At 38.9% G+C, this 20450-nt stretch carries 14 protein-coding genes and 1 pseudogene; 10 read left to right on the forward strand and 5 right to left on the reverse strand.

Annotation, left to right across the window (positions count from 1 at the left end):
* Positions 1-34: 34 nt before the first annotated feature.
* Positions 35-5899: a DUF3320 domain-containing protein gene (locus tag JWR61_RS10850; protein WP_301927832.1), complete on the reverse strand. Its 5865-nt coding sequence runs from the start codon at positions 5897-5899 to the stop codon at positions 35-37.
* 1113 nt (positions 5900-7012) lie between these two features.
* On the opposite strand from JWR61_RS10850, the gene JWR61_RS10855 reads away from it, so the two are divergent.
* Positions 7013-7366 carry a hypothetical protein gene (locus JWR61_RS10855; protein WP_301927833.1) on the forward strand — a complete coding sequence of 118 codons (354 nt, stop codon included), beginning with the start codon at positions 7013-7015 and terminating at the stop codon, positions 7364-7366.
* Positions 7367-8238: 872 nt separating this feature from the next.
* Here JWR61_RS10855 and JWR61_RS10860 read toward each other — a convergent pair.
* From JWR61_RS10860 to JWR61_RS10870, 3 genes are all read right to left on the reverse strand, one after another.
* A complete protein-coding gene (locus tag JWR61_RS10860; protein WP_301927834.1) occupies positions 8239-8481 on the reverse strand; it encodes a hypothetical protein in 243 nt (80 codons plus the stop codon).
* Between the two features lie 1141 nt (positions 8482-9622).
* Entirely contained in the window at positions 9623-9988 is a 366-nt protein-coding gene (locus JWR61_RS10865; protein ID WP_301927835.1) for a hypothetical protein, read from the reverse strand.
* A gap of 206 nt (positions 9989-10194) precedes the next feature.
* Complete coding sequence (locus JWR61_RS10870) at positions 10195-10602, reverse strand: hypothetical protein (RefSeq protein WP_301927836.1); 408 nt, start codon at positions 10600-10602, stop codon at positions 10195-10197.
* A 189-nt stretch (positions 10603-10791) separates the two neighbouring features.
* On the opposite strand from JWR61_RS10870, the gene JWR61_RS10875 reads away from it, so the two are divergent.
* The gene (locus JWR61_RS10875) at positions 10792-11166 is read left to right on the forward strand and encodes a hypothetical protein (RefSeq protein WP_301927837.1); all 375 of its coding nucleotides are present in this window, start codon (positions 10792-10794) and stop codon (positions 11164-11166) included.
* 822 nt (positions 11167-11988) lie between these two features.
* Here JWR61_RS10875 and JWR61_RS10880 read toward each other — a convergent pair.
* Positions 11989-12279 (reverse strand): c-type cytochrome, encoded by a 291-nt coding sequence (locus JWR61_RS10880; RefSeq protein WP_301927838.1) that lies wholly within the window; start codon positions 12277-12279, stop codon positions 11989-11991.
* Positions 12280-12423: 144 nt separating this feature from the next.
* Between JWR61_RS10880 and JWR61_RS10885 the strand changes: the two genes are divergently transcribed.
* The 8 genes and pseudogenes from JWR61_RS10885 (at position 12424) to JWR61_RS28250 (ending at position 20219) form a co-directional block, all read left to right on the forward strand.
* Complete coding sequence (locus JWR61_RS10885; RefSeq protein WP_301927839.1) at positions 12424-12765, forward strand: heavy metal-binding domain-containing protein; 342 nt, start codon at positions 12424-12426, stop codon at positions 12763-12765.
* A gap of 147 nt (positions 12766-12912) precedes the next feature.
* Positions 12913-13653 carry a MauE/DoxX family redox-associated membrane protein gene (locus JWR61_RS10890; protein WP_301927840.1) on the forward strand — a complete coding sequence of 247 codons (741 nt, stop codon included), beginning with the start codon at positions 12913-12915 and terminating at the stop codon, positions 13651-13653.
* Positions 13654-13761: 108 nt separating this feature from the next.
* Complete coding sequence (locus JWR61_RS10895) at positions 13762-15009, forward strand: type II restriction endonuclease (RefSeq protein WP_301927841.1); 1248 nt, start codon at positions 13762-13764, stop codon at positions 15007-15009.
* Positions 15010-15128: 119 nt separating this feature from the next.
* Positions 15129-15593, forward strand: a complete 465-nt coding sequence (locus JWR61_RS10900; RefSeq protein ID WP_301927842.1) for a hypothetical protein — start codon at positions 15129-15131, stop codon at positions 15591-15593.
* A gap of 74 nt (positions 15594-15667) precedes the next feature.
* Complete coding sequence (locus JWR61_RS10905; RefSeq protein ID WP_301927843.1) at positions 15668-16144, forward strand: DUF3347 domain-containing protein; 477 nt, start codon at positions 15668-15670, stop codon at positions 16142-16144.
* Between the two features lie 84 nt (positions 16145-16228).
* A complete protein-coding gene (locus tag JWR61_RS10910) occupies positions 16229-16837 on the forward strand; it encodes a DUF3347 domain-containing protein (protein ID WP_301927844.1) in 609 nt (202 codons plus the stop codon).
* A 2-nt stretch (positions 16838-16839) separates the two neighbouring features.
* Complete coding sequence (locus JWR61_RS10915; protein ID WP_301927845.1) at positions 16840-17307, forward strand: heme-binding domain-containing protein; 468 nt, start codon at positions 16840-16842, stop codon at positions 17305-17307.
* A 251-nt stretch (positions 17308-17558) separates the two neighbouring features.
* Positions 17559-20219 (forward strand): annotated as a pseudogene (locus tag JWR61_RS28250) (multicopper oxidase domain-containing protein).
* The last annotated feature ends 231 nt before the right edge of the window (positions 20220-20450 follow it).

Raw genomic sequence — 20450 nt, forward strand, 5'->3', positions numbered from 1 at the left:
ACACTTTTTCCGGTATAATGAAATTCATGCGTGTTCAACTTTCTATAAACACCAACCTGCTATCCTTTTCCAAAACATACCCATTGCCGATGGCTTTAGCAATCCCCTTCCGCATAGCAATCTCCACATTGGCACCCGATCTTGCAAACCCAAATAGTTTAGATGCCTCCCGAACTAAGTCCTCGATTGGCAGACTAACCTGGTGGCTCAAAATATCTTTTATGCCATTCGCAATTTCTTCTGCGGGAATATCTTCTGCATCCCGCTTTTGGCCGTTGCTGGTTGCTACCCTGTAGTCTTTATAATTAATTGGATCCAGTGTATTATTCCAAAATACAAGGTTGCCACCTATGCCGGTTTGATTTAAATTGGATTCACTTAACAGCTTTTCAAATTGCGCATTGATCCGGGCACCGAGTTTTGAAATACCCCAGGCAGACAACACCCGTTTGGCCAAGAGGTTTCTCATAATGGGTGCTTCTATGTCCAGCACCTGCTTAATCTGGTCTTTTATTTTTTGCGTATTGCTGTATTGCAAAAAGTCATCGGATGAAGTGGAACGCACGATGTCAAGGTTACAGATGGTATAGAGATTGCCTGCAAAATTATTTTTGATTGGTACTGTTGCTTCAGTCTGTTGGAAATTGTTTAAGACCAAGGGTTCTGTTTTTTCTGACTCAGGAGTATAAGTTTGAACAGGCTCTCCTTCAATTATTTTTCCATTATTTTCTTCCGCATTCTTTATGGCTTCGATTGTATCATCCATTACACGGTTGGCATTCTCCCACCAGTCGGTTGACCATATTTTATGAATGTTCCAGCCCAATAATTTTAATACTTCCTGCTGAATGATTTCCCGGTCCTTTGCTGTTTTGGCGGAATGATAATTATTGCCGTCGCATAAAATTCCGAGGATGTATTCTGAAGGCTTTAGTTTATTTACAATGCCAATATCAATGCGGTAGCCGGAGCAGCCGATATTGGTATGTACTTCGTATCCATGTTGCCTGATCTTCTCCGCCAGTGCTTTTTCAAATCCGCCTTCTCTTGATTCAATGGTTGATTTTCTGGTGGCCAGCATAGAGCGGCCTTTCTCTGCATATTCTAGAAAAGCTTTGATGCCTGCCACGCCTTCAGAAGAAGAACGGGTAATATCAATCTGGTCGGCTCTTAGTGTTGAATATACTTTCATCTCATACCGGGCACGGGTAACAGCTACGTTCAGTCTGCGCCATCCGCCTTCCCTGTTGAGCGGGCCAAAGTTCAGACTCACCTTTCCTTCTTTATCAGGTCCATATCCTACCGAGAACAGTATTACATCCCGTTCATCTCCCTGTACGTTTTCAAGGTTCTTAATAAAAATAGGTTCAGCACTTTCCATGGCAACTGCTTCAAGGTGCGGATTCGTACTCAGCAATTCATCAAACATATTCTGCATCAGTGTTTGTTGTACAGAACTAAAACTTACTACACCGATACTTCGTTTCGATAACACGGGATCGCTTAACCTGCGTTTTATTTCATCAATCACCGCTTTGGCTTCAAAACTATTTTGCCTGGTTTTACCCCGGTCATAATAACCTTCAACGGGTATAAAGTTTACTTTATTGGCAATATCATCCGGCGATGGAAACGTGAGTAATTTATTATCATAATATTTTGAATTGCTAAAGGCGATCAGGCTTTCATGTTTGCTTCTGTAATGCCACAATAAATGTTTGGAAGGCATAGATAATGCCAGGCAATCATCGAGAATACTTTCAAGGTCTTCCTTTTCAATATTGTCTTCATCAATGTTACTGGCCGAAGAAAAGAAACTGGTTGGTGGCATTTGTTTTGGATCGCCTACAATGATCATATTGGCGGCCCTCGCAATGGCACCCACGGCTTCACAGGTAGGCATCTGGGATGCTTCATCAAAAACTACCAGGTCAAATTTTGGACCTGCTGCATCAAAATATTGTGCTACCGAAATAGGGCTCATCAGCATGCAGGGAGCTATCCGCGGAAGCAGATTAGGAATGGCATCAAACAATTTACGAATGGGCATTGCACGGCCATTATTACCGATAGTTTTTTTCAATAAACCAATCTCGGATGTCTGGGCAGCTTCCTTTGTAAAGTCCGGTATTTTGGAAGCAAGTTTTGCATAGAGTTCTTCTTTGGTCAGCTTTTCAAAATACGCACTCATTTCCCTGAACCGGCGGATCTTATCTTCAAACAGCCTGCCATTAAAAATATTCAATGCAGTTTCTTTCTGTATCATATAATTGGCGCAGGAACGGTACAATCCTTTTTTATAGGCATTGGTTACCTGCTTACTTTCTATCCTGCCATTTTCGTAGGCTACAATAACCGGCGTAAGCCCTGCTTGTATAGCGCTTTCTTTTGCATTCAACCAGCTAATCCAATCCTTCAATTGTTCAATGGCTGCCAATACCTTTTCTAAAATGGTTGTAGCCTCAGGAATGAAATTATTAGTTGTTGCTTTTGCGTCAGTAAGATCAATGCCTAAATTTTCTTTTAATTTTCTTTCCAGCGCTTTTACGTGCAAATGCAAATCGGTAAATTGTTGTAAGTATTTTCCATGTATGGCAAGAAAATTATTGGCACCCTCATTCAGCTCTTTACCCATATGATCCCGCCACTGTTTGGCACTGGTTGTACTGCCGGTTACAAGGATTATTTCCCGGTTAATATGAATCACCGTATTTGAAATAAGCACCAGTTGCGGCCAGTTACATTCGCCTCCTTTCCAAAGAAATCCAAGCAGGGGAATTAAGAAGCTTTCATTTTTGTCGATTACCTGTTGCACTTTTTGGAAGGCTATAATTTGTTCCAGCAGTGAGGTGATTTCGGTATGATCAATTTTGCCATTTAGTGAAATAACTTTCAGCGCATTCTTCACATTTTTTTGTTGAAAGTATTTTGGCAGAAACCATTTGGTAGCAGCAAAATTCCATTGCGTCAGTAATTCAGCAGCATTGATTGTTAGAATGCCTTGCTGAAAATGATTCAATAATTCAGCCCTCATCCCATCTCTTTTATTGCCTTCTTCACACAACGCCATCAACTGCCCCAGCACCTGTTCAACATTGTCTGTAGTGAATATCGATGCAGGAATATCGGGCAACGTAGTTAGTAAACGGGCAATGCTGTTCAGTGAATCAAATTGCTCCCGGTTAATGATAGGAGTAGTGATTTGTTGCTTGGCACAAAGGATTTCACATGCAATAGCATAGGTTTTATATACCTGGATTATTTCGCTTAATAATTCCTTTGATTCATTTTTAAGTTGCTGAGAATATACCTTTGTTGTTACTGGTTGCAGCGGATGGTTATATGGATGGGGCAGCAATGAACCTGCGGCCTGTATTTCTTCGGCCACATCATTCCAGTGCGTTACATCGGTTCTGCTAAGTGTTTCAATTGCTGCATCCGTAAATTTTATTTCGTTTGGTATCGCTTCCAATTGTGCATCTGTAGAAAAGCAATCATACACAGAAAATCCGAAAGGATATTTTTTATGCAGTGCCAGCACATACCCATTCAATTCGGTCCTGATCAAATGAATTCGCTCTGCTTCCGATCTGTAATTTTCAGGAGCGATCACTTTTGTTACAGCAGAGGTTCTTTTTAATTGTTCCAATACTGCGGATTTTCTGGATTTATTGGAATGTAATTCCAGGCAAAATGCGCCAAGTCCTATTTTTTCAAGCCGATCTCTTACAACAGAAAGTGCCGCCATTTTCTCTGCCACAAACAATACCTTTTTCCCATTGTATAATGCATTGGAAATAATATTGGTAATGGTTTGCGATTTACCGGTGCCGGGTGGGCCATGCAATACAAAACTTTTATCTGTTGCTGATTCTGTTATGGCTTCTAGTTGTGATGAATCAGCACTTATAGGTAGTACAATAGTAGCGGGATGATGCAACTCATCAAAATTGATAGTGTCTGATGTAAGCTCAGGGATATTCCATTCAATTTTGCCTGAAATTAAACTTGCAACAATTTTATTCTTCGAGAGTATCTCCGAGTTTTTATGAATATCATTCCACATAATAAACTTGCTGAAAGAAAAAATACCCAGGAAGATTTGTTCCTCTACATCCCATCTTTTCTTTGTCATAATACCCTGCCGTATAATATTGAATACCAGTCTCAGATCAACACCACTTTCATCCTTGGGTAAATTCTCTAGTCCTCCTATGTTGATATCAAAGTCTTGCCGGAGCATTTCCAACAGGGTGATATTCATCATGGTCTCCTCTTCCCTTGTGCGAATAACAAATCCTTTGGAAGCAGATTTACGAATAATCTCAACAGGCATTAATAATATTGGAGCATAACGTGGGCGCTCACTTTCAGGTGTTTCAAACCATTTCAACATACCTAATGAAACATAAAGTGTATTTGCACCATTTTCCTCCAGCGATATACGGGAAGACCTGAACAAATGCGTAAGGCTGGCATTGAGTTCATTTTCTGCAAGATAAGATCGCAGGCGTTTTTGAGTAAATTCATGATTTATTAAATCAGCAATTGGTTCTGAAACATTGATAGATTGATATATGCCAGCATTGCGAAGAGAGTTATCCCAATCTGTTGGTTTTGGTAGAATTTGAAACTCGTTACCAGCTGCAAGTTCATCTTCTAATTTATGCAATTGAGTAAATATAAGTTGTACTGTATTTTTTGTTATTCGCAGATTAAGCAGATTATTTCTTAGAGTGAGGTCCAGTAATTTTCTTTCCCACAATTGCTTTTTGGAAACTTCAATCCGGCTAACATCTATCAATTTTCCGGTGGGTACAATTTCCTCAGGAATATGACTGTTTCTGCTTTGAGTTGGCTGTTCTATAAATTCTATACCATTCAATGTTTGTACCCTTAGTGGTAAAGGTCTGATGCCACTGAACCTTGCACGTCTGATATCAAGAAAAAGCAGGAAGTCATCTTCTTTTAGTAATTTATAATTAGCGGCCTGCACAGCATCATCAAAGCCTCCACTATTGCCTGCATTCATAAAAGTGCCTTCCACCAAAACAATATCGTTTATTCCATCAGCCGTTTTTTTTGTAAGCAGTGAAAGATCATCATTGACACTATCTGGAAAAGATTCATCAATGAGCCACCCGCCGACAAATGCATGGCCTTTAACAACTATCAGGATGGGATGTATGCCAACTGCCTCCAGGCAACTCGCATACAGCAACGAAATGTCGAGGCAATTTGCCATTTTTTGACTGAAGATGGTATCACACATACGCACCCTCTGCCCGGTATCTTCAAAACTGGCAGGCACTGTACAATACACCAGATTCAATTCTGCAATAGCTTCATAAATTGCCGCCATTTGCTTTCTCACTCTGTCAGGGTTCTGGCTTTGGTATTCATCAAAAGAAGGTTTACCAGTCCATTGTTGTAAAACGGCCGAAGCTCTTATTATAATCTTGGCTATTTCCGGGTGATTAGGCGTTACGAATGCCGCCAACATTTCCGGAAGAATTCCTATTCCATTCCACTGCTCATATGCCAATATATCGATGCTGTATACTTCATCGTAGATTATTTCATTTTCGGATTTAATTGTCAATGAAAGGCTGCCAACGATTCTCTCTGTTAGTGCAGCCAGGTATCTTGTAATGGATTTAATATCGACCGGGCCTAAGTCAACCATATCATCTTTGGGTAACAAATCAATTTTTTTATTCCAGGGAATAGCAAACTCAGGCTCTGAGATTATTTCAATTGAAAGATTGGCCAGTGCATCCTCACCAATGTTTTTGATAGTTAGTTTTCGGACAACCGGCACATGATTTTGCTGCATGGCAAAATTCACGATCGGGCTATAGATCAGATCAGCTTCTATTTTGGCGGTTAATTCGTTCATTGGGCAGGAATATTCTTTTTAAATTTAGTACAAATTTATTTTTAACTATTACCTCTTCATATGAAATAAATATTAGGGATGTATAAATGTACTTATTTCCAGTGAAGATTGATATTTGGATATAAAGGTTTATCTCCTGATGCAGGACTTCATCCATAAGTGTTCGCAACCTTCACCGGAATTGATCAGACGATCTGTTTTTACAGTGTGATTTCATTTTTCAATTCCAACTCTATCAGCCGCAAGAAGGTCCCCCCCTTCCCGCGGTCCGGTATCTGTACCGGCACTCTCTTCCTTTCGTATACTTCACCAAATGCTTTGGTATCCTAAATTGATTCACTTGTTGTTCGTAAAACAGCCGGGCGGCATGTAATCCAATTTTTGTGCAGACATTTGGTTGTTGATAATTCTTATGCCGTGAAACAGCGGAGGAACAGATGGATGTTATCAGGAAACTTTTCAGGAATGAGGAGGGAGACATTTTATTGTAAGCGTCTGTTGGAACATTCTTAGGTTATATGTAAAGTGGAGCTATTACTGAGAGAGATAAAAAGGCTTTCCCCGTTCAAGCTCATAGGTAGCCTTACTTATTTTAAAAAGCCCTTCAATTGTCAGCGATGCAGTAGCCGGTTTGTGAGCTATCCAGTTTACTGTTGCAAAGCTGATGAAATACATTCTGTTGCTGTCCCCAAATTTATATTTACTGCTAATGGTCTAAAGCTATAAAAATATAAATGGCATTTTATAGAAAGTTGTAAGCGTGCTGTTGTTGAGTTTAGTTTTCGTTGTTAGCTTTTGCTGTTTGGTAATATTGGCTGCTCAAAATTTGACAGGTCTCTTTGTTGTCTGGCACAAGCATAGCCAACTCACAATACCTTTGCTACCAAGCGTCATGCAAGCCTGCTGAGTTGGAAGAGTTTGCTTAGACCAGATGGGGTTGGTACGTACTCCAATCATCAAAAACCCCTTTCTTCCCCTAGCCCATTGTATCTCCCTTTGGTATAAACCCTCTTCAGATTATAAATACCTGCCTGGCAGTTTGGTAGATATACCAGGTAGTAATACATTGAAATATTGGTTTAAAAGATTTATGTTTGTCTAAATTTTAATCCTATGAAAAAAATCATCCTATCATGCTCCATCTTTTTTTTATTATTCTCCTGTAAAAAAGATACCAACAGCACAACATACAAAGTGAGATACACTGTTACAGGAAATAATGTTAACCAGTTTAAAATAACACAAGGCATTACAGACAATTATGTGTTCACTCCATTTTCCGGAACTAAAGACACAACATTGTCTATGCAACCAGGTACAACGTTAAAGTTAGATACAAAGGCAACCAATAATAATCTTGTTGGTTCAATTTATGTAAACGATGTATTGAAAGCAACGGGGGCAGACTTAGATACAGATGGTGATGGTAAAACTGAGGTCAAAATCGATTATACATTACAGAAGTAACCTGAAATTTTTAAATCAAAAAATTCCCAACTAACACAGAAGTAGTAACTATCAGGATTAAAATATCCTTATAGGGTAATGATTTTTTTATTGATTGTATGCGTACTAAAATATCCTCAAGCTCCGCCTGTTAATATTGCCGAAGGATATTTGGCGTTGCGTCTCTGATAAAAAATAGGAATTTCCAGGCACTGCGGTAGACCACTAAACAGGTTTTAGATAATTTTTGGTACTGCCGCCGGGGCTTTGGCTATCCGGTTCAAGCGTATCCGGGTTCACAGGGATTGGCATGCTGGAATGAGCTGTGTAAATAATATCATCCAATGATATATTGAGTATGAATACCCCTTTGGCTATTGAGTTTGGATAAAATATTTTGGCTTCAACGTTTTTAAAACGTCATAAAACCAAAATATGCGCCCAGCCCAATTATCGTGACAGTGTAACGATAATTGAGTCATCGCTGAATTGCGCTGCAAATTGCAGCATTCTGCGAAGATTTTTTTCCTCAAAATTCCGTCCGTGCATTTGTTAAAAAAAATGCGGCGATTAATACATAAAATATTTTGGGTTTTGTCCACATGAATGACAAAGATCTTCTCACAGCAACAAGTTCAAAGAGGCAACCGCTGTACCATTTATTTCAAATACAACAAAGCCTCGGGATAACCACATCCTCCAGAAGGTTTTTACATGACGCGGCGATAACTGCAAAAATAAAAAACCCTGCACTCGAATAAATGCCGGGAAAAGTATTCTCTGTTTCCGGCGCAGGAATGAGGTGTATGCAAAACGTGATGGCCTTCCTGTGCCCGGGCAGACGTTTTATTGCAAGCATCTGCTGGAACATTTTCGGAATGTATAAAGTGCAGCTACTGCTGAGAGAGATAAAAAGGCTTTCCCCGTTCCAGCTCATAGGTGGCTTTACTTATTTTAAAAAGTCCTTCAATTGTCAGCAATGCAGTAGCCGGTTTGTGGGCAAAGAGTTTGATTGTGCGTAGTAAATCATCGGGATTGTCCGGAGCCTTGTTGGTGTAAAAGATGCCGGTTCCCTGATCGGTAATTTTTTTTTCAGACCATTCCTTCCAGTGAAATTTGTAAAATAGAAAAACCATACAAAACCCTTTTAGCAAACAATAGTAAAAATAGCAACGTTAATATATTTTAAAGGGAGGACATAAAATTGTACTGGCTGGCATTATAGTTCAAGAAAAACGTTTTGTTTTAGCGTATCATTAAAAGTAGGTTACCACACCCGGTTTATTTGGGGACTTATCTGCCAGCCATCCGGATAGCAACCAAACCAGCTAAGATGGCAATGGCTATCACTGCGCTCCTGACAATCCATTTTAAAACGGTGAGTTGTACTGTCTCTTCTTTCATATGCGGGACAATATTGTATGATTAGTAAAAGTACCAAAAAAGGGCTGACTGTTCAAACAGTACCCTTTAGTTACTTAACTTAAATGAAACCCGTGGTAAGTTAAAAATAATTTTCTATATTAAACAGCAGCGTATTAAAAGCCGGGAACTGGTAGTAAAATAAATGTACAAACGGCTTCCAGCCCAGATGATTGGGCAAAGCTTAGTTGCCTGCCTGTCACACAATTTTTGGTTCACAATTTGATATTTTTAGATTGCGATTCAAAGAATACAGTGTACGGGCCAGGATTTCTATTCAGGCCCCTCTGCTTATCGCAAGCATTGCTGTTATTTTCGGTGGGTTTGAGGACATGGAAGATGAATATAAATTCATTGAGCGCAGTACCCCGCAGATCCTGATTCAGCGCCTGTTAACAATTCCTTCGGTTGACGCACTCCTGTGTTTGCTGCGTTTTATAAGAGTCAAATTGATTGATAATTTTCCTTAAGGGAGGGGCAATCAGAACACCGGCAAATGTTCGCCCCCTACAAGTTTTAATTTTTTTTTCGATTTATATCTTTAAACAGCGGCATGCTTCGTCGTGATATTAGTCGATTAACCAAACGCCAAAATCCGTCAATTACCCCCTGATATAATCATATTGTAAAGCACCCGCACTTCCAGCTACAGACAAGGGTAAAATAAATAAGGCTGCAACTGGCAACCTTATAAATGTATTAAATGAAGAGTTATGACTTATTTAAAATCGTCAACTGCCAAACGCTCTTATCAAACATTATGGTAGCAGCGAATCCCCCTTAAAAGAGATTGTTGAAATAATTTATAGCCGTTGCAGAAGTTGGAGTTTTTAACCATTAAGCCCGGCATGTCTGTTACTTGATAGTTATCAAAAACCTTTGCGTTATTTTTCCGGCTCCCTGATCAAAAATATCTATGATGATGTAGGTATTGGCAGTAATGCCCGTAACCAGGTATGAAAAATCATATTCATTTTTATTTTTTGCAGTGGCATCATCAACAAGAAAAGGAGTTGTTTGCCCCTCTTTGGTTAGCACAACTTTACTAAGGCTAACAACCGAGCTAATATGACCTGTGATGGTGTATTCGCCGCTTGAATTAGCGATACCCTGAGCAACGTTATTAGAAAAAGTAAGTTGAGGATGTGCACTTTGTTTTTTACAGGATACAATAAAAAACAGGGCAAACAAGGCCATTATAAGAAACGATTTAGTTTTCATTTGGTGGGTTTTAGTGATTTAATGGTAGGACTATCTAACAACGACTAATGTTGTATGATATTGTTTTTTTATAAAAAATAACAGGGATAATATTGCCAAGTAGTAATTGTGCAACTTTTATTATTGGGTATATGAACACTAATACTACAATGCCAGCAGATTCTACATTTATTTTGCCAGGATATATTCGCGAATTGCAAAGGGGACTAAAATTTCATCCTGTCCCTCTTTATTTCCTCAATTTTCCTAGGTGCTATATAGTTACCAATATTTTTTCGGCTATGTTTCTTTCTCAAATTTGTATGTTTTAAAGCGATTTTTTGTTTGGTAAAATGTTCTCTTAAAAGCCAATTTTGCAAACGAAATTTATCAACACTTAAATCCGAATACTTGTGAAATTTTCCCTGACTGAAATCTGGATTTTCCAGATAAGTATTTAGTAAGCGAAAATACAGGTTGGCCTCAGCGTAATTAAACCAAATAAAACTAAAATATGCGACCAGGGTCAATTGTCGTGACTGCGTAACGACAATTTGCTCCTCACTGAATTGCTCTGCAAATTGCAGCATTTTGTAAAGCTTTTTTCCTAAAATTCCGTCCGTACTTTTTGACATTTGTGTATCGGTTTGAAAACCGATGCTCATTCCAGAGGGCCACCGAACCATGCAGGGTTCCGCCAGCTGGCATTTTATATTGCAAATCCATACCTGTTTTACTAACCAACATTGATGCAATCCTTTTTAGGATTTAACCCATCAGTTGCTGTTTCTTAAGTTTACAATCATGGTTGAACGTGCAATACCATGCTAGCAATACCGCCCGCAATTGCCAATACAAAAACCAGCCGGCAGCAACACATAAACTACCCGCTGTCCAAGCGATCCCCGGAGGTTTTGTACTCCTCCATTTTTATAGGGGTTTTTCAATGTAACAAGTTGTGGCAGCAAAAACAATCAGGCGGGGCTGACCGAAATTTTGACGCCGGTTATGGAGGAACTTCGGTTAATGTGCAGCAGCCGCTGTATATCAACGCTGTCATCACTGTTTGCTGCAGGTTTGGTTTGCTTGACGGTGCAGTGGTTTCCGGTGCAGGCTTTCAGGCTGTTGTTGCCGGCGCTTCTTGGTCAAAGTTAAAAGCAGGTTGTTTATACTTGTTGATCAAAACGGTTGGTTGCTAGGTTTTCCGTACAACAAATGTTGTACACGGTTCAGGCAATAGATAACGTTGGTGATAACAGTGTTATGGTCTAAATGTAATACTCCCTTTTGATAAAAGAAATACGAGATAAAGAAATATTTAAGGACAAAAACACAGGTGTTTATATTTGCGGCAGGATAGCCTATGCTCGCGTTCATCAATTGCTACGTCCCGCCCTGCCAACCCTGCCTGATACGGGCCTTCTTTTGGTCTGCTTCGAGACTGCTTCGACACTCCTTCGCTAAATACCGAACAGGTATACAAGAATAGTAAAAGAAATAGCGAAGCAAAAATTCAGTAGCCAACTTGCACCTGCGCTTCATAAGTATGGCAGGGTGTGTAACGGCGTACAAAAATGTGCATCGGCCTTCAATTTTGTACAACCTAAAGTAGCAGGCAGCGGACCCCGTAAAAAATACGTAGCGGCTGCGGCCAAAGTTTTTGCTCCTTCGTCTGCAGCCATTGTTCACGGTTATTACTTCCAAAAACGTCCTCCATATCCGTTGCGTTAGCCGTGAACGTTGTTTACTACGAAGTGACGAGTGTGATTAATCCTGCGCAACATCCTCGGCCATTCTGCAAAAGCCAACGAGGGATATTGCTGGAAAAGATCTTATAAATGGAAGCCGCTAACTTTAATTTGATCAAAGAGTACACCGCCGTAAAAAAGTGTTTCATCGTCACGGTGCGTGGCAAAAAACAAATCAAATCGAATCACCTGTTGGGCATGCCACGCACGATAGCGAAGGCAAAGCTTTAGCTGCACCGGTTTGGAATATGCAACCTTCAATAATTGTAATGATCAGGATTTAGAAGCAGCAGGTGGTAGCAATACTGCCTGTGGTGCAATATTTTTAACAGGTGTTGTTGTTTTTAAATAAGCAAAAATTGCTTTCAGTTCATCATCACTCATTTTGATTGCAGGCATCATTGACATAGGCGGCATGAGTGGCCTCGTGTTGTCAAGCCCCATCCATTTGCGTTCGTGCAGGGCTTTTATAAACTGCTCTTCCTTCCAGCTGCCGATACCCGATGCGTCGGAAGTAAGATTTACGGCATAAGTTGTACCCCATGGTAAACGGGCGGGAAACATTTATTTAGAAAGATAACATTTTTTTTATTGGAAACGACACAGAAAAGTGTAGAGCTAATAATGCCCTATATCAGGCACTTCCTGATTGCTGCCATTATCAAAGAAAACAAGCTTAATTCTTTCATCATCATAAAATAAAAAAAAATGAAAAAAGTAATCATTCTCTTAATTGCAATAACCACAGCGTTTGCTGGTTTTGCACAAACAGGTAAAAATAACATGCCTGCAAAAAAAGCAGCCGTGGCGCAACAGGCAAAATACACCTGTCCCATGCACCCGAATGTAACAAGCGACAAGCCAGGCAAATGTTCTGAATGCGGTATGGATTTAACCAAATCGAAAAAGGAGCAAATGAAAATGGAAGTAATGAAAATGTACTCCTGTCCAATGCACCCGGATGTTACCAGCGACAAGGCGGGCAAATGTTCACAATGCAATATGGACATGACAGAAGTAACGAAGAAATCTAAAATGAAAAAAGGCTAATCGGCAGGAGCATTGGAGAAATACTTTATTTCTTCAATGCGCTTTTAAAAATTAGAAACAACCCAAAATTGTATAAATCGCTGCCACGATTCTATAAGAGGTTAGGCATAATGTGATGGTAACTTTGTAGTACAAAAATAAAATACTATGACACATACATATAAAGTTAGCGGAATGACATGTGGAGGTTGCCAGGCAAAAGTGCAGGGATTATTATCCAAAGTTCCTGGTGCAAAGAATGTAGCAATTAATTTGGCAAAAGGAGAAGCAATAATTGAAATGGATAAACATATTGCAACCGGTGAATTGAAAGAAGCACTAATTGATTATCCAAAATATCAGTTATCAGAAACCAATCATCAGCTACATATTGTTGCTCCTGTTATTGCGGAAGAAGAAGCAAAATCATGGATAGAAACTTACAAGCCTATCTTGCTGATATTTGGATACATTATTGGCATTACACTGCTGGTTGAGTATATACACGGGGAATTTTTCTGGATGCGGTGGATGAGTCATTTTATGGCTGGCTTCTTCCTGGTATTTTCCTTTTTCAAATTATTGAATCTAAAAGGGTTTGCAGAAAGTTACAGCATGTATGATATTGTGGCAAAAAAATGGAGCGGCTGGGGCTATGTATATGCTTTTGCAGAACTGGCATTGGGTATTGCCTTTCTTACCGGGTTCAGCCCCATCCTAACGAATATTGTTACCTTTGTGGTAATGACTGTTAGTATTATCGGTGTTCTGCAAAGTGTGGCTAATAAACGTAAAATAAAATGCGCCTGTTTGGGTGCAGTGTTTAATTTGCCCATGAGTACCATCACCATTATTGAAGATGCGTTGATGATAGGGATGAGTGCTATTATGCTAATAAAGATGTTATAATGACTGCAATAAAATCAATAGGGCAATTTTTCTGGCGAATCTTCAAAGCAATTTTTGTAAGAAAAAAAGATTGCTGTAAATGATGTATTTTGCTGTTTCAATACAAGTATGAACAGCAATCTCTCCCAAATCATCCTTCAATACAAAGAAGATAAACAATCTGTTTTCAATACATGGTTTATCAATAATGAAGAACGCCTGAAAGCATTCCGTTCAATTCGAAGGGGTGTAATGCAGGTGATTGATGACATTAAGAATAAAAAATTTCCGAATGATTTCAAAGGTTCTTCATTAGAATTTGTGCTTACTTGCATAACGGAGCAAAAGCAGGTTTTTGAAGGTGCTTCACACCCATTTTATTGGAAACCCAAATTAAGGATACCGGATATTTATGAGAATGAAAATAACAAACAAGCTTTTGGACAATTTCTCGAAAACTGTCTCAATGCAAAAACAGAAGAACAGATAATCAAAGAAATCATAAGGCTAGATAGTTTAAAAATTAAAGGGCTTGGCCCTTCGGTAGCCAGTATTTTATATTTTTTGCATCCTACCATTATTCCTCCTTTCAACACAGCAATTATCAACGGCTTTAATTTTCTATTCAAAGACAAAAAGAAGCTTGGTAGCTGGAGTGAATACTTAAAGTTAAGGGAGGTAATGATTGATACCAATAATCAACACCGTTCTGTATTATCATCAGACCTGGGAGCAATAGCGGGGCTATTGTTTGAAATTGGAACACAGAAACTGGTTTTAGGCAGTGATGTATATTTATCAGAACCGGAACGTAAAAAATTAGAAAAATTAATAGAGAAACGACAGCAGGATGTGCAACAGGAAAAAGAAGAAGAGAACCTGCATACCGAAATGCAATATCATTTATTGAAGATAGGTAGTGCTTTAGGCTATGATGTTATCGCTGCATCCAACGACCGTTCAAGGTCGCATTGCGGTAATAACTTTTCGTTTATGAGTTTGCAGCAATTCCCTGAAATTAATTTGGACAAAGAAACGCTGAACACTGTAAAATTGATTGATGTTTTGTGGTTTCAAAAAAATACCAATAATGTGATTGCCGCCTTTGAAGTGGAAAAAAGTACGAGTATCTATTCAGGCATTTTGCGGCTGACAGATTTGAGTTATTCTATTGCAGATGGTGATGAAGTGTTTTATTTGATAGTCCCTGATAAAAGAGAAAAAGATGTATGTCTGCAATTATGCCGCCCTGCGATTAAGCAAAATAATGTAGTTATCAAATACATCCTGTTTTCAGAACTTCGCAGCAATTGTGATGCTCTGTGCAAATTTGGCGAAAGTCATCATATTATGGAGAAGATTGCTAAAGCGGTATAAAAGCCATAATTCTATAACTATTTTCCATAATTGTGTAACTCCTAAATCATCCTGCTGGTTTACCTTTAGGTTCGGGAATAGGTGATTTTCCAAAAATTATCTTATTTTTATCTTCGGTAATGAAAAGAAACATATCCATACAATTCAAAGCTGCTTTCCTGCTGATAGTATTCGGGTTGAATACTATGGTAGGTTTTGCCTGTGCTATGGGTGCAGATATGGGATTTAATGCAACTCATCATCACGATGAAGAAGCGACAGAGATTCATGAACATGCAGATGGTGTTAAACATGACCATCATAAACAGGCTGCAAAACATGAGCATGAAGAAAACAAGCCTGAAAAGAAAGAAAAAAAAGGCTGTTGCAATGATGATGTACAAAAATTTCAGCGTTTAGACAAAGCCCTGAATCAAAGTGCAAAAACAGTTATTGATGCACCTGTGTGTGCCGCCATCATCAGCAATTTCTTAGGCATAGATGTCTATAATTTATCAAAGACTTACCCCCCAAAATATAGAGCCAGGTTTTTTTATCCCCCTCCCCCCGACATTCGCATAGCAATCCAGAGTTTTCAAATATGATTTGATTTAATGTTTTAGGCATGAGGTATCCTCATGCCCGTAATTATTTTGTTTAAACATTAAATCAGATTAAAATGAAAAAGATATTTTTTATAGTTGCATTATTTGCAACTGTATTTATACAACATAGCTTTGCCCAGGATAACACCAGGATACAGCCTTCACAATTACTCACTTCCTACTACAATTTAAAAGATGCATTGGTTAGCAGCAATGCAAATGCTGCTGCTACAAGTTCAGCAGAAATTGTTAAAGCAATAAATGGTATTGATAAAGAAACAATAAAAGACGAGCCCCGTAATGCTTTATTAAGCGATGCAACTGCAATTTCGCAGACTAAAGACCTTAAGGTACAAAGGGAAAAGTTTGCAACTTTATCAACCAATATGTTTGCCTTAGCCAAAACGGTAAAGCTCTCCACAGAACCCGTTTACCAACAATATTGCCCAATGAAAAAAGCATCATGGCTTAGTAGTAGTAGTAAGGTAATCAAAAACCCTTATTACGGCAGTGCTATGCTTACCTGCGGCAGCGTTAAAGAAACATTATAACAAAAAACTATGCCTTCCCCTGCTTTTTCTTTACAGGAAGCCGGGTGAGGTTATTTGCATTATAACGAACTAAAAATAAGAAAAATGAAAAGTATAATAATCAGCTTGGCTATTGCAGCCATTACATTTACTGCATGCAATAGCAGTACCGATAAAGCAACTGAAAACAAAAGCAGCGGAACAGATACGGCCAAGGTAAAGCCACAAACTGATATTGCAACAGCAACGCCACCACCAGTTGCAGAAACAAAAGCAGCAGTTTCTATTAAAGAAATTGTAACGGCATATTTACAATTAAAGAATGCTTTTACAAAAGACAATAGTACCGATGCTGCAACAGCAGGGACATCTTTAGAAACTGCATTTAAAACTTTTGATAAGACAGCTCTTTCAACCGACCAAAAGAAAACATTTGAAGATGTGGAAGATGATGCAAGAGAACATGCAGAGCATATTGAGAAAAATGGCGGAAACATTGCACATCAACGGGAGCATTTTGTAATGCTGAGTAAAGACATGGCAGACCTTGTTAAAACATTTGGTAATGGTGGGCAAACACTCTATAAAGATTTTTGCCCAATGGCAAATGATGGTAAAGGGGCTATATGGATAAGCGAAGTGAAAGAAATTAAAAATCCATACTTAGGTAGCAAAATGCCAACCTGCGGCACCATGAAAGAAGAAATAAAATAATCATGCGCCGAACCGTAAAGATAATATTGCTTGTACTTCTTGTAGTATTCATTGCCATTCAATTTATACGACCAGCAAGGAATGTAAGCAATCAGGTATTGCCAAATGATATTTCAAAACTGGTGAGGGTTCCTGATAGTGTGCAGGTGTTTTTAAGGCATGCTTGCTATGATTGTCATAGCAATAACACTAACTATCCCTGGTATGTAAATATTCAACCGATGGGATGGTTAATGGCTAATCATATTAGAGAGGGTAAATCAGTGTTGAACTTTAGTGAGTTTGGTAATTATTCGACAAGAAAACAATTAAGCAAATTGACGGGAATTGCAAACAGTATTAAGGATAATGCTATGCCTTTATCATCTTACAAATGGATGCACAAAAATGCCCGGATTGGCAAAGATGAAAAAGCTATTATTATCAATTGGGTTGAGCAATCAAAAGACAGCCTTTCGGCTAAAAATTAAAAAATGAAAAAAACACCAAAAGGTGTAACCACCTCAGTATTAAAAAAAGTGAAAGGCGTATGGAAGATTATAATTAGCCACAACTCATCAAGAAAATAGGTGTAATAAAAATTAGTAAAATGAAAGAAATAATTGTAATGGCCTTCGGGTTGATAATATATTCAATTGCATCTGCTCAGGAGATGAAAGGTATGGACATGACCAAAAAAGAAAACACTCAAAAGGTACAGCCTGCAACATACACCTGTGTAATGCACCCAGAAATACATGCCATCCAACCGGGTAATTGCCCTAAATGCGGAATGAAGCTGGTAAAGGAAAAACCTAAAACCTTAAAGCAGCCGGTAGTACAAAAGCATGCTGATATGCAAATGCCGAAGGATACAACAAAACCAATAGCAATGAACATGGGTAAGAAGGATAGTATGCAAATGCAGCCCACAACATACACCTGCCCAATGCATCCTGAAATACATGCCACGAAACCGGGCAATTGCTCCAAATGTGGTATGAAATTAATTAAGGAAAAGCCAAAAGCTGTTTCAAATTCAGCAGATAATAGACACGATGGAATGCAAATGTCCAAAGATACTTCTAACAGGAAATCAATGGATATGGACAATATGAAAATGGATGATAAACCTATGGATAATATGGAAATGCCAAAAGCAAACTTAGGCTCCATAAAAACAATCGCAAATAACACGCCACCTCGTACAGTACGTTACGATTTATATGTTGCCGATACCACAGTAACATTTGGAAAAAAATCAAAAAGGGCCATTGCAGTAAACGGTCAGATACCAATGCCTACCCTCACGTTTACTGAAGGCGACACGGCAGAAATTTCTGTTCACAATAATTTAGACGAAGAAACATCGTTGCATTGGCATGGTTTGATTCTGCCCAATCAATATGATGGCGTACCCAACCTTACCCAAATGCCTATCAAGCCACACACAACGCATTTGTACAAGTTCCCCATCATCTAGCATGGCACGCATTGGTATCATAGTCATACAGGGTTACAAGAACAAATCGGCATGTACGGTATGTTTATTATGAACAAAAGAAAGGAATGGGATATACCAACTATTCCCATGATGCTTAGCGAATGGATAGATATGAAACCAGAGGAAGTACACCGGAGTTTACATGCAGCTACAGATTGGTTTGCTGTACAAAAAGGTAGCACACAAAGCTATGCCGAAGCAATTAAGCAAGGTCATTTTAAAACAAAAGTTACCAACGAATGGAAGCGGATGAACGCAATGGATTTAACAGATGTGTATTACGATAATTTTTTACTGAATGGTAAAAACCAAAATGAACAGTCACAGTTTAAAGCAGGTGATAAAGTAAGGTTGCGTATTGCCAATGGAGCGGCGTCAGATTATTTTTGGCTATCGTATGCAGGTGGCAAAATAACCGTGGTAGCTACTGATGGCAATGATGTGGAACCGGTAGAGGTGGACAGGTTGATAATAGCCGCTTCTGAAACCTATGATGTAGTGGTAACCATTCCAGAAAATAAAAGTTACGAATTTTTAGTAACACCTGAAGACCGTACCAAACATGCTTCCTTGTGGTTGGGCAGTGGCGAAAAAGTAGCCGCAACTAAAATGAAGCGGCCAAAATATTTTGCCGGTATGCGTATGATGAACCAGATGATGGATATGAAAGGCAACATGATTGAAATGGAAGGAATGAAAATGGAGAACCAGGTGATGGATATGAATACAGTAATGTATCCTGAAATAACCGGAGATGAAACCCCCAAAGCAGAAAAGCCAAAAGAAACAATGCCGAGCCATGAAGGGCATAACATGCAAATGCCGAATAATAATAGTATGCAGGGAATGAACATGGAAGCCGAAACTTCTGATATTATTTCACTGAATTACACTATGCTTAAAGCACCGGAAAAAACAACTTTGCCAGAAGGCCCTTTAAAAATATTGAAGTTTGACCTCACCGGAAATATGAACCGCTATGTATGGACACTTGACAACAAAACAGTTTCTGAAAGCGATAAGATCCTGATAAAAAAGGGAGAAAATGTGCGGATCATTTTATTCAACAACAGCATGATGCGTCACCCTATGCACCTGCACGGACACGACTTCAGACTACTGAATGGTCAGGGAGAATATGCACCGTTGAAGAACATAATAGACATCATGCCAATGGAAAGAGATACCATTGAATTTAATGCCAATGTTTATGGCGATTGGTTTTTTCATTGTCATATTTTGTACCACATGATGAGCGGCATGGGCAGGGTATTTACTTATGAAAATCAGCCTGCCAATCCGGAAATACCAAATCCTAAATTAGCACAACGAAAATTATTTGCAGATGACAGGATGTTTCATTTGATGGGAAAGTTGGGTATAGAAAACAATGGCAGCGATGGAGAAGCCATGCTGGCAAATACAAGATGGAAACTAAGCACACTTTGGCATTTGGGCTATCACGATATGCACGGCTACGAAAGTGAAACGATGGCAGGACGTTACTTAGGCCGTATGCAATGGTGGTATCCGTATGTTGGGTTTGATTATCACTATAAAGTAGAAGGTGGCCCCAAGAACATTTTCGGCAATGAAGAGAAAAATTGGTTTGGGCAAACAAGTAATAAGAACAATCGCAGAACAGTAGTAGCAGGTATTGCTTACACCTTACCTATGCTGTTTGTTGCAGATGCCAGAGTAGATGGTGATGGCAAATTTCGTTTTCAATTTGGCAGGGATGATGTGCCTGTAACAAAGCGTTTGCGTTTTAGCATGATGATAAACACGGATAAAGAATACATGGCAGGATTGAGGTATATCGCTACAAAGTATATTTCTGTTTCATCGCATTATGATAGTGATATGGGCTTAGGTGCCGGGTTAACAATTACCTATTAAAATTGCTTTTCCTGCCAACAACGCAAAGGAATAAAAAAGATTTATTGCCAAAGAGAAGCATGAAGAAGAATAATAATTTATATGGGTCGGAGCCCTGCTTTAGTTTCCTTATTTATAATGAAATGCTTTATGGAGAGCGGTTTCAGTACCCGCCAATTTTGACCGGTAGTTTTAATCCAAAATGTGTAGCAATTAATTTTAGAAAGAGATTATTATAATTATAACAACTAA

This window comes from Ferruginibacter sp., assembly GCF_028288465.1.
Classification (GTDB): Bacteria; Bacteroidota; Bacteroidia; order Chitinophagales; family Chitinophagaceae; genus Ferruginibacter.

Bases quoted from the DNA above. Each gene is read 5' to 3' on its own strand.
- JWR61_RS10850 (WP_301927832.1), bottom strand. From the start codon at position 5,899: ATGAACGAATTAACCGCCAAAATAGAAGCTGATCTGATCTATAGCCCG.
- JWR61_RS10855 (WP_301927833.1), top strand. From the start codon at position 7,013: ATGAAAAAAATCATCCTATCATGCTCCATCTTTTTTTTATTATTCTCC.
- JWR61_RS10860 (WP_301927834.1), bottom strand. From the start codon at position 8,481: ATGGTTTTTCTATTTTACAAATTTCACTGGAAGGAATGGTCTGAAAAA.
- JWR61_RS10865 (WP_301927835.1), bottom strand. From the start codon at position 9,988: ATGAAAACTAAATCGTTTCTTATAATGGCCTTGTTTGCCCTGTTTTTT.
- JWR61_RS10870 (WP_301927836.1), bottom strand. From the start codon at position 10,602: ATGTCAAAAAGTACGGACGGAATTTTAGGAAAAAAGCTTTACAAAATG.
- JWR61_RS10875 (WP_301927837.1), top strand. From the start codon at position 10,792: ATGCTAGCAATACCGCCCGCAATTGCCAATACAAAAACCAGCCGGCAG.
- JWR61_RS10880 (WP_301927838.1), bottom strand. From the start codon at position 12,279: ATGTTTCCCGCCCGTTTACCATGGGGTACAACTTATGCCGTAAATCTT.
- JWR61_RS10885 (WP_301927839.1), top strand. From the start codon at position 12,424: ATGAAAAAAGTAATCATTCTCTTAATTGCAATAACCACAGCGTTTGCT.
- JWR61_RS10890 (WP_301927840.1), top strand. From the start codon at position 12,913: ATGACACATACATATAAAGTTAGCGGAATGACATGTGGAGGTTGCCAG.
- JWR61_RS10895 (WP_301927841.1), top strand. From the start codon at position 13,762: ATGAACAGCAATCTCTCCCAAATCATCCTTCAATACAAAGAAGATAAA.
- JWR61_RS10900 (WP_301927842.1), top strand. From the start codon at position 15,129: ATGAAAAGAAACATATCCATACAATTCAAAGCTGCTTTCCTGCTGATA.
- JWR61_RS10905 (WP_301927843.1), top strand. From the start codon at position 15,668: ATGAAAAAGATATTTTTTATAGTTGCATTATTTGCAACTGTATTTATA.
- JWR61_RS10910 (WP_301927844.1), top strand. From the start codon at position 16,229: ATGAAAAGTATAATAATCAGCTTGGCTATTGCAGCCATTACATTTACT.
- JWR61_RS10915 (WP_301927845.1), top strand. From the start codon at position 16,840: ATGCGCCGAACCGTAAAGATAATATTGCTTGTACTTCTTGTAGTATTC.